This window comes from Paenisporosarcina indica (genome assembly GCF_001939075.1).
Lineage (GTDB): Bacteria > Bacillota > Bacilli > Bacillales_A > Planococcaceae > Paenisporosarcina > Paenisporosarcina indica.
The window spans coordinates 937,032-954,842 of record NZ_MPTA01000001.1; the positions used below are offsets into that span (position 1 = coordinate 937,032).

Consider the following 17,811-nt stretch of genomic DNA (forward strand, 5'->3'; position numbering starts at 1 on the left):
TTATTCTCCTCCTTTAAGTGTAATTTTATTATTTGCAAATAACAATAACGCGATACTTAATATTAAGAAGATAATTACTGGTAGTAAATCTACCATCAGTACTGCGAAGCCAAGCCGATTCACAAAATAATCTTTTAACGTCAGCATGGATCGTGATAATGGGCTAACTGTGTCCACAATATGCGCAAATCCACTTTTTTTCATCGCCGTTGATAAGAACATTGGTATTGCCGTTACTAAAAATAAAATAAAAGATAAAAGTGTAGAACTCTTCGTAGATGAGAGTATTGTGGAAAACCCTAGCGATAACGCTGCAAATCCAATGACTAAAGGAAAACAAATTAGATAAAGAAACACTAGTGCTTTCACAAATATATCCGTACCCATGGAAAGTGCAAAAAAGTAAGGTAGAGATAATAAAGAAATGATGAACCAAAATAAGAGCAAACCTACTAATTTTCCAAATGTAATTTGTGCTTTAGACAAAGGGGATAATAACAGACTTTCGAGTGTTTCTCTTTCCCTTTCCCCCGCATACATATTCGATCCAATAATGATCGTTACTAGAATACTAATCCCTAAAACTACTTTCATGAAGGTCATATTTACTTCTACCTGAGCAAGTAAACTAAGTTCTTTAACGGAGACAAAACTTAACGCAAGACCGCTAAACAATAGAGTCACTGCAAAATATATCCACAAGCTCTTTTTAGAAAAAACGTTTTCTTTTATTTCCTTTCCGATGAGTGCCGCTATCATAGATTCATCTCCTTATCTTCTTGATTTGTAAGATAAAAGAAAACCTCTTCCAACGTAATTGGGACCGTAGTATCTACTTTCAGTGAACCATACTTGTTCAATAGAGATTCTAAATAATCTTCTTCTATTAAGTTTCCTTCTTTTACAATTGCCACTCGATTACATATTTCAGAGATTTCTTTTAGCAAATGAGAAGTGATAAATATCGTAACCCCATGTTTTTTATTTAAATCATGTAAAATCATTTGGATATCTCTTTGTCCTTGAGGATCTAGACCGAGTGTAGGTTCGTCCAAAAAGATAAGTAAGGGTTCATGAATAATCGTCTTTGCAATACCTATTCGTTGTCTCATCCCTCGAGAATATTGTCCAATTGGGATATTTGCTTTACTAGTCATTCCAACTAAACGTAGTACTTCTTCTACTCGTTCTTTTTGTTTGCTTTTACTCACTCCATAAAGTTGTGCAAAGAATAGTAAATACTCAGCTCCTGTCATCCAGTTATAGTAGCCATGTGATTCCGGTAAAACACCGATCATTTTTCTAATTTCTCGTTCGTTTCGTATAACACTTTTACCTTGAATAAGAACTTCCCCAGCTGTTGGTTTTAAAAGACCATCTAACATTCGAATAGTAGTTGTTTTACCCGCACCATTCGGACCTAAAAAACCATAAATATCGCCTTCGTTTACTTGTAAACTTAATTGATTAACAGCAGTGAATCCATTTGGATACTCCATTGTTAAATCCTTCGTTTGGATCATGGTGTACCTCCTCCTAATAATTGATGAAATAATAAAAGGAAAAGATGGGATAACCACCTTTTCCCTTTAGAAACGTCGATTATTCGTTTCCTTCTTGTCCCTCAGCTTCATTGTCCGCTTCAACTTTCACTACTTTTCCAGTGGCAGCATCAATTTTCACGTCTTGTACTCCGTTAGTTGACTGGATTTCAAAGCCGTAAACAACTACACCATCTTCATCTTCTAATTCAGATTCATTTACTGTTCCTGGTACTTCTTTTAATGCAATTGCTTGTGCTTCATCTGAAGTCAATTTTGCTTTTGCTTGAAGTTCCGCAATGTTATCGTCATTTTCTTCACTTTCTTCACTTTCTTCAGTTTCATTTTCATCGTCATCTGCATCATTTTCGACCTTAACAATATCTCCATTTATTGCATTGACTTTCACGTCATTTACATCACCAGAAGCTGTTTGAATTTCAAAGCCGTAAACAACAACGCCATCTTCGTCTTCTAATTCAGATTCATTTACTGTTCCTGGTACTTCGTTTATTGCAATTGCTTGTGCTTCATCTACAGTCAATTTTGCTTTTGCTTGAAGATCGGTAATATTGTCATCGTCTTTTTGATCTTCAGCTTGGTTAGTAGCTGGTGCGCTGTTACTCGCAGAAGCGGTAGAGATTACACTATTCCCTACTACTGCCCCCCCAATTAGTGTTGCAGCTAAAACTGGGATTATTATTTTCTTTTTCATCTGTATTCCTCCTAAAAATTATTGTGAATCTTTCTTACAGTCCCTATTCTGACAGATGGTTATGAAAAGTTAACGAAGCTTTTTTAAGAAGTTGATAAAACTTTAATGAGGATTTTCTCATTTTCTAGCGTGTTCACTAGTGTGCTGTGTTCCTCCCCCCTCACAGAACCATGCTTGCGCTATTTACGCACACGGCTCCTCCAAATCACCATTCACAAAATGTAGCTAATCAACTGCAGGTAAGGCATCAGCCCTCTCGATTTACTAACATTATGGAGCTCAATCCCTTCAACCATTTGGCTTTCGGCCCGCCACCTAACTGTCTACGCTTAAAGGCTAATGTTACCATTCGCCCTCCAAGACTCGAGACGAGTAAATGGCTAGTTCTTTCTCGAAGGGAATCCCAACCGCTATATGATACGACCTAGGCTCGGCCGCACACCTGCTTCGTTATTTTAATAAAATAGAGATCTATAGCTACATTACTCGAGGATTTTCTGATGAATAAGCAGAAAATCATTTTTTTAATACCTTAAATTACTTTTTGTAAACAAATGACTCGGCTGATTTCCAGATCAAGGCCTTTTTTCCGAAAATTGTTTCCCTTATACAAGTTACTTTATTAGTGGGTTTGGACGGGTTACCATCCGACCTTATCCATTATAAATTTCTTTGCACGAATTTATATTATTGAACATTTTGAGTCTTATAATACTTCGTCATAATTAATTCAATGCTAGTTCTTTATGAATTATAATTTTAAAACTGCTTCATTTATAAAGCCTACAATGGACAAAAAATATACCCTGCAGAGTAGACACTTTAAAAAAGTCTTCCCTACAGGGCTCTAGATTAGAATAGTTTATATAAAACCGAACTTATCTTTTATTAGATTTATTTTGAAAACGAAAATCTCTTACCCATAATGGAAATCTTATTGATAAACTCAAAAAGAGTGTAATCAATACTAATAACGCAGCAGTTTTTTCAGCAATTTCGGATGCATCTTCTACAAGTGCTTCTGACTGAACGTACCATAAATGTACAGGTAAAGTACCACCTGGCGATAATAAACTCCAATCCCACATTTCACCGGATGTTCCTGTTCCCCCTACTAGTAGTATTAAGGCCGACTCACCAAATGCCCTACTTGCGGCTAGGCTGACTCCACTAATAATGCCATTTAAAGCTGCAGGGATTACTATTTTCAAAATGGTTTGTGCTTTAGTCGCTCCCATTGCATAAGAAGCTTCTCTTAAGTCCATATGTATCGCTTGAATTGCTTCCTCAGTAACTCGTGTAATAACAGGCAAGTTTAAAAGCGAAAGGGTAATACCTGCACCAATAATCGTTAGACCAACATTAAATATATCCACGAATAGCACATAACCAAATAATCCAATTACAATAGAAGGAACCGATGCTAGACTTTCTACACAAGATCGAATAAACTCTGTCAATTTATTGTTTGGTGCATATTCAGATAAATACACTCCTGATCCAATTCCAATTGGGACTGAAATCAATAGCGAAATGAGTAACACATAAATAGAGTTAAGTAAAAATGGCCCTACTCCTCCACCCACATCAATTTCACTAGGTATTCCTACTAAAAAACTAAAAGAAATTTTGGTTAATCCCTTAGATAAAATATATATGAGTAATAAAAAAATGAGCACTAAGATAAGTGACGTGATTATCCATAAACCTATAGTGAACATTTGATCACTAATTTTTTTTATTTGTTTATATAACTTGTTAGTAGAATTACCATTCATGCTCATGCTCCTTTTACGCGAAGCTTCCTAATAATTATTATCAGTAAGTTTGAAATGAGTAGTAATAAGAACGCCATCATGTATAGCGCATAATTCCAAGTTGAATCGAACTCTACATCAATAATTTGATTTACAATATTACTTGTTAAAACTGAAGTTGGAGTTAATAAATCCGATGGCAGCTGGGGAGTGTTACCTATAACCATGACAACCGCCATTGTCTCACCTATTGAACGTGCCATTCCTAAAATAACTGCCGTGAAAATTCCAGGTGACGCTGCAGGTAAAATCACTTTTATAATTGTCTGCATCCTCGTACTCCCAAGTGCATAGCTTGCTTCTCTTAGCTCTGAAGGTACAGAAGAAATGGCATCATCGCTTATTCTAGAAATAGTAGGTAACACCATGATGTTTAATACTATAGCTGCCGCAAGTAATCCATCACCCATAGTGGCTCCTGTTATATTTCTCAAAAAAGGAATAAGCACTGTTAATCCTAGGTATCCATAAACAATAGATGGAATACCAACTAATAAATCTAGTACTGGACGTAATATACGCTTTAGCCAATTAGGAGCTATTTCAGAAGTAAAGATGGCAATTCCTATAGAAATAGGTGCTGCTAATAATAAAGTTAACCCTGTTAAAGAAAGAGTGCCTAAAATAAAGGTTGCTGCTCCAAACTTGTCATCATACGGTTCCCACGTCGTTGAAAAAAAGAACTCTTGAAAAGAAACATCTTTAAATACTAATAATCCTGTACGACCTACAAAAATAATAATAGATAATAATGAGAGACCTAATATTAATACACTAAAAAAACAAAACAACCTAAACATTCTATTTTGAAAATAGGTGCTCTTTGTAATTCTTTTTTCATATCTATTAGTAAACTGAGATCCCCTTAGCTCTTGCAACATTTTCGCCATAATTTCCTCCAAATACTAACATAATGCCAGCCTATAGAAAGGCTGGCATTTTAACTTATTTAGTAAAGAACTTATTTCATTTTACTAATTGGGATAAACTTTAATTTAGTTAATGAACCATTTTGGAATTTACTGCTTTGGATATACTTAATGAACTCCGCATCAGCACCTTTTGGAACACCTTTCGTTACTAGATAACCGTAACTCCAAATTTTATACTTTCCTTTAATAACATTATCAGTAGTAGCTTCTACCCCATTGAAACTAATTGCTTTAATATTCCCTTTTACATAAGCAAAGTCTACATAACCAATAGCATTCGGATTTGAATTAACAGCTGTTACCATTTCTCCACTTTTTCCAACTTCTTTATAATTTTCACCTTTTGTCATAAAATCTTCTCCAGCTAGAGCTTTCATTTGATAGTTTACTCGTGTACCAGAACCATGTTTTCGGTTTACAACAACAATTTCAGCATCTTTTCCTCCAACTTCTTTCCAGTTGGTAATTTTTCCAGCATAAATATTTTGTAATTGCTTTGTTGATAAGTCTTTAACAGGATTCTCTTTATGAACAATTGTTGCAAATGGAATAACCGCGATTTTGTGCGCTTTTAAATCTGTAAATGCTTTAAATCCAGGAACTTCTTTTGTAGCATCCCAATCCACTGCCCCTATTGTTGCAGCACCTTTTGAAACCGATTGTGGTCCTGCAATTGAGGAAGAACCTGAAACAGATACAGAAACTTTTGGATTAAGCTTTTTGAATTCTTTAGCCGCTTGTTGCGTTAGTGGAAGTAATGCCGTTGATCCAGCTACAACAATCTTTCCTGATGTTGCTGCAGACGCTATACTACTGATTGAGAAACCTAAAGCCAAAACTAATGACAAAGTTAAAATCGTTATACGTTTAAAAATACTCATGATTATAATCCCCTTTTCCTATTTTGTTAATGTTTCTATTTTTCCATTTTTAAGTAAAACCAATATTTCTCCATCTTTTCCAGATGTTGTTGCAACGATGGTTTTTCCATCATTGGAAACTGAGAAAGATGTTAACTCTAATTTTGTTTGGGCAATTTTGTTTAACTTTTTAGTAACAGTGTCCCACTTATAAATAACGGAATACCCATTACTTTCTCTCGTTAAAATCATTAATTTCCCTTCAGAAGTTATTAAGAGATTTTTAATGTCTATATTTGGAATAAGAGTTGAAACAACATTTTCTGTGTTTATCACTTTCACGTCTGGAAGTTTGTCAGTTTCCGTGTCTGCACTAATATATACAATATCCCCATTCTCTAAAAAGCCAGGGAAAACTTTATTATCTTTTGTAGTAGTTACAGAAACCGCCTTTGATTCAGCATCTTTTAAGTTAATAACATAAATTTGTTGCTCCGTGTCTGTTAAGTCAATACTATCTACCTCTGGAATTTCACCCTTAGTAAGTGATGTTGTTCCTTCTTTACCTACCACATAAAGAAGTTTGTTACCGTCAATTGATAAACGTAGATCGGTTTTGTAAATTAATTTATCTTCAAATATTTTTGTAATAGAACCATCTATCACATTAATTGAAGAAACTATTTCACTTTTATCGCCTTGAAGAAAATAGACTTTTTGGCTATCTTTTGACCAAATAAATTCTAATTTAACAGAATCGTCATTTAGGTTTATTCCATTTACTTTTTTAGCTACTAAATCTACTAAATAAACATAGCCATTTTCATCTGAATAGATAGCTTGTTTACCATTAGGAGACACTTTTAACTCAGTTGCATTTACTGTGAATTGTGCCTTTTTAGAAGACGTATTTAAAAGTAAAGATCGACTTTCTGTTTCCGTTTCATTCATTACAAGAACTGAATCATTGCCAACCCATTGCGGATTAAAAGTATCCCCATCTACTAATCCTGTAGTTGAAATAAAGTAACCATTTGTGAGTGGAAGTATATCTCCATCAAATGCTTTAACTAAATCGGAAAGATCAGCAAAGACGACATTTTTAACGATAATAGGATTTTCTTTTAGCATTACAGATTTATTATTCACTACCATATTTTTGTTTGATAATTTCAATTTAATCGTTTTACCTTTTTTCGTAACTAATACTTCATTATTTTTATTAACTGTCGTAGAAGCTGAATATAATTTCGCAATGTCTTGTACAGAATATAATTGCTTTCCGTTAATGCTTAGAGTTTTTACCTTTTTATCATTTCCATCTACAATCAATAATTTTTCCGACAGATTAATAGTCCCATTAACTGTAATTAAAAGATTTTTATCTACTAGTAGATCTCCACCTAATGTTTTTACGAGAGAATCAATTTCTACAAATAATGTTTTCCCTATCATTTTAGTGGGGGTGCTTAACTTGACTTTTTTACCATTAACCACTCCGCTTGCAGAGTTTACTTTATAAACAATTTTTTTAACTTGATTACCACTTTTTTTTGATACTTCATAAGATTTCGTTTTACTATTGTATTTCACAGTAGCAGCCATTATTTGAGATAATTGATCAACTGAATACAGTTTCTTCTTGTTTAAAAGTGTAATTGTGATTACTTTTTCTTGGCCATTTACAATAACAATATCTTTTTGAGAAATTTGCTGTTGTTGAGTAGTTGCTGCACTTACATTATTTATTGCTATTGGAGTAAATGCACTCCCTAAAAACACTGCAGTGGCCAAAGCTAGACTTGTAATTTTTCGCTTCATTTCTCTTCCCCCATTTAGTTTATTTGTTCTAATAGTGAACCTTCTTCGTTCAAGAGCTCTCCCCATGTTTGACATAACATCCCCAAAAAGTACTATACTTTTTAATTGTTAAAATAGTTATATTATTTTGTTAATTATTATTTTCTTATTGTAAAGAATTGTTTTATCCTATAATGAGGTTATGAAATACCAATACGTTGCAGAAACTCTTTTAGAAAGTTATCCACAAGTAAATGTTATTATAGTTCATAAACAAAAAAGCGTGGCGAGTCATATTGAACTCACCACGCTTTTGTATGTAAAGCAATTAAAGATCTTGATAATCTCGTTGATATCTGCCACCATCTTTTACTTCTGTATGGGGTAGCGTCATTTCCTTATTGACCTCACTGTTGCGTTAGCTCAAGTAGAAAACTTAACATTCTAATAATAATTTTAACATAAATATCCATATAAAATTTTGAATATTACATATTTATATTGTTAAGGGATAAAAGGATCTGTAACAAAACTCGTCCTTTTCTGAACACGACCATACTGGTTATAAAAGTTATTATTTTAAATCTATTATATGTAATAAAACTCTGTTCATTATTCTATGTTCAATAACCATTTCTTTGTAGTCTTACGTTACAATTAATATAGGATTAATATGGGAATGAGGAATGAATGTGTTAATTGGATATGCTCGAGTCTCAACAGGTTTACAAAACTTGGATTTGCAAACAGATGCACTAACACAATACGGATGTGTGAAAATTTTTCACGATAAGATGAGTGGGTCAAAAAAACAAAGACCTGGTTTAGAAGAAGCGCTTCAATATACTCGTCAAGGAGACACTATAGTTGTATGGCGATTAGATCGTTTGGGTCGAAACATGCAAGACTTGATTGACCTAGTAAATAACTTAAATGATCAAGGCATTGGATTTCACAGTCTTCAAGAAAACATAACTATGGATAGGAGCAATGCAACGGGTCAACTGATGTTTCATCTCTTTGCGGCATTTGCTGAATTTGAACGAAATCTAATTCAAGAACGATCCGTTGCAGGACGAGTTGCGGCAAGAGCACGAGGTCGTCTTGGTGGTCGTCCAGAGAAATACGGTGAAAAAGATATTGAAATGATGAAAGCACTTATTGATGGCGGGACACCAATCAAAGATGTGGCTGAAAGATGGGGGGTTTCTCGAACAACTATTTATCGATACTTGGAACGTAAATGAATCTGATATATAAGAACCAAGATTCTGCATCCGTGGAACGGACAGACCTTGCATATCTCACTTAATACTTTATAGTTGAAACTCATTTATCATTTACAACTGCTCCATCACAAGATAATTATGAATTAACCATCGGCACGTATATGATGGAGAGAATTACGGATTATTAAAGGTGACCTATGCATAAGTAAAGACGGTTTTTGTAAAAATAAATAAGCCGATTCGAGATTTGTTCTCGAATCGGCTTTTCTTTAGGTTTTTATTAGCTAAAAAAGCCCATCTATATCTATATCATAGCTTAATTGAAAACTCCTCAGTTAGCTTTTCGAACTCTTCAAAGTATTTTTCACTTAGCATTTTACTTGCAATATGGTTTGAATAATCAATATGATTTATTGTTATCATATCACCGTATTTACCTACTTCTTCTGTTTTTAGTGTAGTAGTAAATATGACTTGTATATCTAATTTGGAAAAAAGATCTAAAACGAGTAATTCTTTTTCTGTTGATAAATCTTCTGCACGGAAAGAATCTACAATAACTGGTAAATTATAATTTAATACTTTAGCTAATGAATACAGTTTGACTAAATGATAAACTGTAGCTTCACTACCTGAAAATATTTGATTACTTTTTGTGAAAATAGATTCAAATTTAAGATTACCCGCTGAATCAATGATAAAGTAAGTATTATTCATAAGATCTGTTATATCTTTTAATAAATCTTGTTGTTTTTGTATTATTTCTTCTGAATCATTTTGATTACTAAGTATATCATCTTCTAATTTCATTATTTCAGCGTCTAAATCGTTTATACGTTTTTCAGCATCGGTAGCAATATACATTTCATCTTTATAAGCAACTAACACTTCTAAACTAATCTCTTCTGGCGCAAGTATATTTTTCATTTCTTCTTGACGCTTATTTATTTCAAATGTATAATCCTCAATTTCTTCACTATACGCATTAATTTTTTCAGTAATTGATTCTAGAATTTGATTACGAATTTCAGGTGTTGAAACTTCAAAACTGTAAGAATGTTTACCCTCACTATAAAAACTAATATGTGTTGAGTTGCAATCCATACATCTTAATTCACCAGAATCAATGTTTCTGTTTAATGATTTTAGCTCTTTAATTGTTATTTCACATTTACTTTTTCTAGATAAAGCAGAATTCCTGGATTTACTAAGTTCTAAAATTTGATCTTTTACTTTCTCAATTTTTTCTATAATTGACTTAAAATTCAACTTATCATTAACGCTACTTAAGTAACTGGCTGCCGCATTTGTTGACTTTAATATTTTATATTGTTTTAGTAGGGTTTTTCTTTCATCCTTTAAATTACTAATCTTTCTCTTAACAAGGTCGACATTTTCAAGGGGTTTAGCATTAGTTTTAATATTAGCAGATGAGAACAACATATTATAAAAGTCGGTTTTATTATAAAAACCTTTGTTTGCGATATTGGATGTATCCTTTTTATCTTGTCCTACAAAATTTAATTGATAATATAGCTCTGGATCTACAATTCTTTCAATGCCGTTTTTTGTAATTGTCGGAAGCTTAAATATGCTTTTTGTCCAATATCTTTTTAATTCAGATATACTATGGAATACCATTAAACTATGATTGTTTTTTAATATAAATGAATTGGCTTTTCTACAAAGTGTATATTGTTTATCTTCTACTGAAAAAACAATTATATGATAATAATCCATATAATTAAAAGTAGATGGAAAAGCCGGAACATTACCTAAACAAAACATAAGACTTTGAATTAATATAGTTTTGCCACGATTATTATCATCGCTTGAAATAATATTTATAGTTTTTGAAAACGATGATTCAATATATGCTTCTTTAGAATTACCTATCGCTACCTTTTGAATAATCATTCTTGCACGCCATCCTTTACTATAGAAATAAAATACTTTAATGAAATAACATCAAAATCAAAACTTTGTTCAACCAATAAAGGATTTAGTTTTTGAAAAACTATATTAATATCATCATTAGGATTTGAAGAAATTGTTGAGTAAACATTTTCAAACAAGGCCCAAAATTTCTCTGCACGGTTTTTATTAAAGAGTGCCCTAGATAAAACGAACTGACAATCTTCTAAAACAATTTTTCTTTTTTCAACTGGGGCTCTATTTAAAGTTGAAATAAATGAAAATGGCACGCCCTTATCAAATGGATTTCTATTAATTATTCTCCCTAAAACTAATAATTTTATTTCACTACTAGTCATATGATGATAGTAATCAAGGGCTTCAAAACTCATTTCAATAGTTATATTTTCAACTACGCCTATATTTTTTTTGCTGGACTGTTGATCCCTTATTTCATTAAAAATTGCATTAAGAATTTCTTCATTCGGGATTATGCCTGGATGAATTTTAACGATTGATTTAACGTATTCACTTGGTTTTTTATCATCAACAATGAATTGTACTTTATCTAAAAATGCATCAATTTCTTCATCAGTTATAGAATCATAATCAATATATGTTTTTTCTTTAGACTCCTCAAGAAGGCCTTCTTTAATCTTATTAAGTGACTCAGGTTTTATATTGCTAATATCAAATATATTTAGAGAACTATCAATACGGACTGTGTTTGATACACCCCCAAGAAAAAGAAGATAATAACTAAATTCTATCTCACTGCGGAAATTTTTAAATAAAGTAACTAACTCTTTACCTATGGCTTTTGGAGATGAAGTTTTAGCACCTTTGGATTGTATATCCCAAAGTTTTTTCCCCATTTTATCCATACCTGTTAAATCATTAAAAAAATCAACTACAAAGAAATATATATTATTACTGTCACTTCTAAAATTCATTAAATACAATAAAGCTTTGGTTTCATATTCAGCACCTGAAGGTCTTAGTCTTTCTGAAGATGTCACTTTATAACTCATATTTATTTATACTCCTTTTTACCTATAATCAGCTTTATAATTTTACCCATAAATTTCTTTTTATTAAATATCGCGAACCAAAAATAAATATCCTTGCAAAAAGAGCTTGCTTAAAGAAGCTTCGTTTCTTTTTTCTTAATTCAGTTATAGCAGTATTCATTAAGGAACAATGCATGCGACAAGTATTCTATAAGTAAAGAAGAAGCCGAAGAAACCCTGCGTGGTAATTAATATTACTAGGCAGGGTTTCAATTATTTTGTTACAGATAAATTTTCAAAAGAATTTTTAAAAAGTGAATCGTAATCTTCTTCAGAATCAATTATTTTGAAGTTACCTAGAAATACTGCATTTGAATTATTAATATTTTCAAATAAATTTTCTAAGTATAGTTTAGCATGTCTATGTTCAGGCTCTTGTTCAGTTACTATATTGTATATATTTTTAGTTTTTTGACCATTAGAGATATTATCCAATCCTAAAGCATTCTCAAAATTTGATAGAGAAGCTATTATAGTTATATTTTTTGAATCTAGGCTTGTACACTTTTGTTTATAAATATTTTTACATTTTGTGAGTTGAGTTTTTAATTTTTGAACCGTGTCTTTGTCGTTATCTATATCGTGTATGACCGAATAGTCACTTTTAAACTGGTTAAGTATTTTCATTAAAGTTACAATGGTATCTTTTCCTCTAGCTCTTATAATATGATAGTTTGAAATATTATTGTTTTTCATAAGAGTTTTAAGTGCAATATATTCTGTGTCACCTTCAACAATAATTATATTGTCTGCAAAGAAAAATTCGTTTACGAAGGAATCAACATAATTGAGAATTTTCATGTTTTTAAAATCATCGGAATCAAACTTCTCTTTATCTGAGGTATATAGTTCAATAGCTTCATTAGAGTGAATTCTAAATATTTGTAGGCTAGTATGAGTTTCCGACAAATTTATTAAGATAGGTGAATGTGTAGAAATTATTAAGGGCATTTCTTCACCAATTTTATATAACGCATCACTTAATCCTCTAATTGCTTCTGGATGTAGAAAGGCTTCGGGCTCATCGATTAATAATAATTTATTTTCTATATTTCCAAGTAAATTTGCTTGAATCATATTTTGGATTAAAAAAATAAGACTCATTCTTTGTAGCCCTGTTCCTTGATCTTGCAAATGCATTGAACGTTCCTTATAATGAACAAAAACATTTGAATCTGTGTATTTTAGCATATCCTTGTAGGTGAAGTTTGTACTTTCTGCTCCTACAACTTCAATTGATAAATCTGGATTAGAAAACAATTTTTTTAAATTATTGCTAGCTTTTTCATTGATTAATGACAGTGATTTATCAGTATCCTCTTTTAATCTTTTTATAAATTCTGGTAAAGAATTAATTAATTCTCGATATTGATTAGTGAGTGCATCTCCATCCTCTAGAGAACCCTTGACTATTTTCAATAAATCATTTTCCATTGCATTTTGGTAAATATTCTGAACTTGTTTATTTACATCCTCAATTGTCATATATGGAGTTATATAATATGGAGGATTAGAATGAATCCAGCTAATTATTTCGTGATTTAGGGACTTATTTGTCATTACTTTATCTTTAAAATAGTATTTAGGAGCAGTCTCTATTGAATAAACTTTTTTAATTGATATTTCTTCAATTTGTTTGGAACCTTCTTCTCCTTCAATTTCTCTTTCAAACGTTGCTATTAGTTCAATTTCTCGTTCCTGATTATAGAAACAATTCCTTGGAATTGTTTTTGCTTTATTTTCATTCATAAAAAAACTATTAATTGCTTCTAAGAAGGTTGACTTACCTGTATTATTCCTTCCTGTTAATATAGCGATAGAATCAGTCCGAAAATTAATAGAGAAATTGTTTTTGAAAATTTTATAATTCTGTACAGAGAATTTTATTAATTTCATATTCGCACCTCAAATCTAATTTATTTTAAAAATGGAAGGTAGAGTAGAAATAACATAGTCTCATTCAAGGTCATTTGCCAGGACTTGAATGGACCTCCTCTACTTCTTTTCTAAAATGCATATGTTGGTAGTTCTATTTCTAACTAGATGGAAATTCAGTTAAAACAACGATAACTCTTGTTGTATTTTAGGACTTTGGTTAATTTCATGTTTTTCCTGATATGGATTCACATAAAAAATACAATCCTCGTGATTCGACGATTCATCAATAATTAGATTCCCATTATCAACTTGCTGCCTCAAAGCAACGAGCACATCAAAATAAATATACGGTCTTCCTAAAGTACTTATGGAAATACGTTTATCAACGTCAAAATTATTCACCATAATCCAACTAATCTCTACCGCACTATGTACACCATTCAACACAAATGCATAAGCAATATCCTCTAATTTTGCCCCATAACCAACCATTTCTTTGGAAGATTTAATAAGATTTGCCTCTTGATTTTTCTTTTTTTGCAGAAGTTTTTCCTTGTACTCATTTTCTAGCTGTATCCTTTTGATTTCCGCTTCACGATGAGCCTTTCTTTCAGCTTCCAACAAATCCTCGATCTGTTTCTTTTCTCGTAGTAGATTTTCAATTCGATCGTTTTCCTGTCGTCGTTTTTCGAGTTCAATTTCAACTTGAATTTTTCGTTTTTCCTCCATAATAGCTTCCATTTGTTTTTCAAAATACTTATTTAACCGATTGATTTGGCGGTCTAGTAAAGGGACATTAACCTCGATATGCTTTACTATTATTTTAGGAACTACTGTATTATCAGGTATTTTTTTATAATATTCATGACCATAATAGTCATGCTCTATTTTCCAAAGTAGTTCATCAAGTTCATGGTCCACCTTGTCTAACTCATTGATGACACCATCAATATCTTTCACATCAATATTCAGGAAGGTACTCAAGTGATCTCTCCCATATTGAATCGTTCTTCCTGTTTTCTGATGCTCTACAGTAAACTGGTAGCGTAACCCTCGACCACATGCACATTGACCACCGAGATTACCTAATCCAAAATCAAAAAAATCAATTATCATCCAATCCACGACATTCTTTTCATCTTCTTCAAGTGCAGTGTCTACAGACTTGATTGCTGAGATTTTTTCGTCCCTCATTGCATTTTCAAAGATAGTACGCCTACCACGCTTTACCTCGTTCTCTAAAAAATCACGTTGCTCAATAGTAACTAATGACAGCAGTTGTTCCCTTTCTTTTATAGAAAGCCTATTATACATGAGCATTCCCCTCTCAAAACATCTCTACTATGTACAGAAAATTATAATTAAATTCTACTATGGATAATCATACCATTTATTACTAAATTACTATATCCTAATTTAAGTAATACACCCATTAGTTCATGAAAGATATGTTTTGCCCTACCTCGATTTGCAGAAAAGAATCCAGAACCACAAATACCTCTAATTCTGTTTTGTTTTTTGGTCATTAGTTACAGATAAAAATTCGTTATAATACTTTTTTACATGACTCCCCTATAAACAAAAATTCTTTATCTACACCCATAGATAATGCTTTAGATTAATAAAAAAATGCAGCAAAAAAGAAGGAGATTCTCATCTCCTTCTTCGCTATCTCTAATACCATCGTTTTTGATAGCACATTTTATAAAAGTTTTTTATGGAAATCTTCACGAAATTCTTGTTTGAGTGTACTATCGTCAGTATAAAATTTCAGACCGATTAATCGGACTTGATCATTTTCGCTCAAAACTTCAATATCTTCTCTGGTAGTTAATGACAACAAGAATTTTTGTTTCCACTCGTCATGTACCAGTAGGTTACCTCCTTTCGGCTCAATGAACACCTGATACGTATAATCCATATCCTTTAGATACAATAAGAAGTCCGGCATAAACCCTCTCACACCGTCAATCTCGACAATCTTCACTTTCCGTTCATTTCGAATCAGATACACTTCCTCATATCGATCTCTTAAAGCTTCGACATAGTCATTCACAAAATCAATCAAGTTGCTTTCTAAACCGTTCACAATGGCTTGATCGTAAATATACCAATCATGGTCACGCATATTTCGAGTACGAATTACTTGAGTTACGTTAATCCGACGATTCACTTTATTCAGCTCAACCACATAATCATCAATTAACTGAGAAATAGCCACCCCTTCAAAGACAGGCGTTCCTCGTTCCTTCATGTAATTGGCACGAATATTTTTTTCTGCATATGCAAGGAATCGTTCGACAATTGACAAGCGCTCTTTTGGTGACAGTTCTTCGACTGTCATTCCTTGAGGAAGCGATAAGTTGATTTTTAATTCGCCTAAGAATAATGAATCTTCGATGAATTGCTTTATGCTGTAATGCTTGGCATGTAGGCTTTCAAGTTATGAAACCTAAAAAATATATTTTCAGAAAAATTAAAGTATTTAGTTACTTCATTTTTCATTTTTTATTCCATTGACTAATCCCTTCGTATGCGAATGTAACGTTTTCCTACAAGTGTTACTTTCGATAAATGCAAAACTTTTAATCCGGTTCTAGCGTAAATGTAGCTTTTGTTGACATACCCCTTGAATCTAAACTTCACTTTATTCTAAAAAAAGAAAAAGCTGCCCTGTAAAGGCAGTCGGATCTTCGACTAAAGCATTCCTTAGTTAAAGATTACCAAATTAATTTATTTCACTTTAAGTCGCACATTAAAAAGGAAAGACGGAAAAAGCACTTAAACTTTCTTCCGTCTTCTTATAGCAAATGATTAAATATCTTTAGTCAATCTAAATTCATTCTATGTTTAACCATTTCTCTTCAAAATCACTTTTGTCTTCTTCAAAGTATTCATTTAAGAAGTCAGCAAATGTCTTACTGTCAACGTACTTAAACTTATATGCTTTGAAATACTCAGATAAGAATTGAAGTGCTTCCTCTTGCCCTCCATGGTCTTTAAAGAAATCCCTTAACAAAATCGGAGTTTTCCCATAGACAGTAGGCACATATTCAGCCTTTTCAAATTCGTCTAAAGCAAGATTTACAATTCCATTGATTGAACTAATCTGCGACAAATTATTTGCAAACTCATAACCAACTACTTCATTATATTTTTCTGTTAAGTACATAGACGTTACAAATTCAGTTAAGCCTTCATCTAACCACGCATCTTTATGTGGATCATTTGATACCATGTAATAAAACCATTGATGTGCAATTTCATGAACAAGTGTATGTTCAAAATTTTGTTGATCATTCGAAACTTCAATCACATTTGGATATTCCATTTGACCATTGTTTCCGATAATGTCTAATTCATGAAAAGGATTTTCTCCCAGGTTCGATTCTAAATAAGCATAAGCTTCTATCGCTGATTTAGACATTTCTTCTGAGAAGTCAGGTTTATCTGATGGTAAAAATACTCTTAAATTTGTATCATTCACTATTGCAGATTTACTCGTCCATTCTTTTGGATTTAACAGACCTAAGTAGAAATCCTTAATATTAGTTCCTTCTATCTTTCCTGAAGAAGCTGGAACAATGAGACCATCCTGTCCTGAACTTACAACTAAATAATCTTTTGGAAGTTCATAATTCACTACATAATCCCCATAACTCGTATGATAGGATTCTCCTTTTATATCAAAGTCTTTAATGTTCCAGCCTTTTTGGTAATGTCCCAGCATTGGATACCACTGTGCCAAGTGAAAATTATCATTTACTTTAGATAAGCGAGTACCGTTTTCAGGTAATTCCAAAGTATAATTTATTTTCACATTTTTCGTTTCACCTGGTAATAATTCGTTTGTAAGCTTTAGTAAAAGTTTATTGTTCGTTAAATCGTAAGGAATTTCTTCATCGCCCAAAGTAATCTGATTGATAGAAAAGTCTGCAGTATCATTGATGGATTCTGGTTTATTTTCCGCTGTAAACGCATTCGGAATAAAATAAAATCCGATGTCTTTCCAGGCATCTTGAGATTCATTCCTCACGGCAATTTCAGCACTGATA

The 17,811-nt window shown here is 32.2% G+C and carries 14 protein-coding genes; 1 reads left to right on the forward strand and 13 read right to left on the reverse strand.

The genetic code is table 11. The features are described 5' to 3' along the window. The 7 genes from GY23_RS04520 to GY23_RS04550 all read right to left on the reverse strand — a co-directional run bounded on the left by GY23_RS04520 (position 1) and on the right by GY23_RS04550 (position 7,686). Complete coding sequence (locus GY23_RS04520; protein ID WP_075617987.1) at positions 1-759, reverse strand: ABC transporter permease subunit; 759 nt, start codon at positions 757-759, stop codon at positions 1-3. After that, on the reverse strand, positions 756-1,523 hold the full coding sequence (locus tag GY23_RS04525) for an ABC transporter ATP-binding protein (RefSeq protein ID WP_084543975.1): 768 nt from the start codon (positions 1,521-1,523) through the stop codon (positions 756-758). Before GY23_RS04525 ends, GY23_RS04520 begins: the two co-directional genes overlap by 4 nt. A 79-nt stretch (positions 1,524-1,602) precedes the next feature. After that, complete coding sequence (locus GY23_RS04530; RefSeq protein WP_075617988.1) at positions 1,603-2,256, reverse strand: PepSY domain-containing protein; 654 nt, start codon at positions 2,254-2,256, stop codon at positions 1,603-1,605. Positions 2,257-3,134: 878 nt separating this feature from the next. Next, entirely contained in the window at positions 3,135-4,034 is a 900-nt protein-coding gene (gene pstA / locus GY23_RS04535) for a phosphate ABC transporter permease PstA (protein ID WP_075617989.1), read from the reverse strand. Positions 4,035-4,036: 2 nt separating this feature from the next. Next, positions 4,037-4,954, reverse strand: coding sequence for a phosphate ABC transporter permease subunit PstC (pstC, locus tag GY23_RS04540; RefSeq protein ID WP_425434963.1), 918 nt, complete (start codon positions 4,952-4,954; stop codon positions 4,037-4,039). Positions 4,955-5,034: 80 nt separating this feature from the next. Beyond that, a complete protein-coding gene (locus GY23_RS04545; RefSeq protein ID WP_075617991.1) occupies positions 5,035-5,886 on the reverse strand; it encodes a phosphate ABC transporter substrate-binding protein in 852 nt (283 codons plus the stop codon). 18 nt (positions 5,887-5,904) lie between these two features. Next, entirely contained in the window at positions 5,905-7,686 is a 1,782-nt protein-coding gene (locus GY23_RS04550; RefSeq protein ID WP_161487570.1) for a stalk domain-containing protein, read from the reverse strand. Positions 7,687-8,357: 671 nt separating this feature from the next. Here GY23_RS04550 and GY23_RS04555 point away from each other — a divergent pair. Beyond that, positions 8,358-8,912 (forward strand): recombinase family protein, encoded by a 555-nt coding sequence (locus tag GY23_RS04555; RefSeq protein WP_075617992.1) that lies wholly within the window; start codon positions 8,358-8,360, stop codon positions 8,910-8,912. A gap of 291 nt (positions 8,913-9,203) precedes the next feature. On the opposite strand, the gene GY23_RS04560 is transcribed toward GY23_RS04555, so the two are convergent. The 6 genes from GY23_RS04560 to GY23_RS04585 all read right to left on the reverse strand — a co-directional run bounded on the left by GY23_RS04560 (position 9,204) and on the right by GY23_RS04585 (position 17,792). Continuing rightward, complete coding sequence (locus GY23_RS04560; RefSeq protein WP_075617993.1) at positions 9,204-10,811, reverse strand: coiled-coil domain-containing protein; 1,608 nt, start codon at positions 10,809-10,811, stop codon at positions 9,204-9,206. Beyond that, positions 10,808-11,839 carry a hypothetical protein gene (locus GY23_RS04565; protein ID WP_075617994.1) on the reverse strand — a complete coding sequence of 344 codons (1,032 nt, stop codon included), beginning with the start codon at positions 11,837-11,839 and terminating at the stop codon, positions 10,808-10,810. The genes GY23_RS04560 and GY23_RS04565 overlap by 4 nt, the downstream gene beginning before the upstream one ends. A gap of 252 nt (positions 11,840-12,091) precedes the next feature. Continuing rightward, positions 12,092-13,774 carry an ATP-dependent nuclease gene (locus tag GY23_RS04570; RefSeq protein WP_075617995.1) on the reverse strand — a complete coding sequence of 561 codons (1,683 nt, stop codon included), beginning with the start codon at positions 13,772-13,774 and terminating at the stop codon, positions 12,092-12,094. Between the two features lie 159 nt (positions 13,775-13,933). Further along, on the reverse strand, positions 13,934-15,070 hold the full coding sequence (locus tag GY23_RS04575) for a hypothetical protein (protein ID WP_245827569.1): 1,137 nt from the start codon (positions 15,068-15,070) through the stop codon (positions 13,934-13,936). Between the two features lie 388 nt (positions 15,071-15,458). Next, positions 15,459-16,100, reverse strand: coding sequence for a hypothetical protein (locus GY23_RS04580; RefSeq protein WP_075617997.1), 642 nt, complete (start codon positions 16,098-16,100; stop codon positions 15,459-15,461). Positions 16,101-16,595: 495 nt separating this feature from the next. Next, positions 16,596-17,792 carry a M1 family aminopeptidase gene (locus tag GY23_RS04585; protein WP_075617998.1) on the reverse strand — a complete coding sequence of 399 codons (1,197 nt, stop codon included), beginning with the start codon at positions 17,790-17,792 and terminating at the stop codon, positions 16,596-16,598. Positions 17,793-17,811 lie beyond the last annotated feature (19 nt).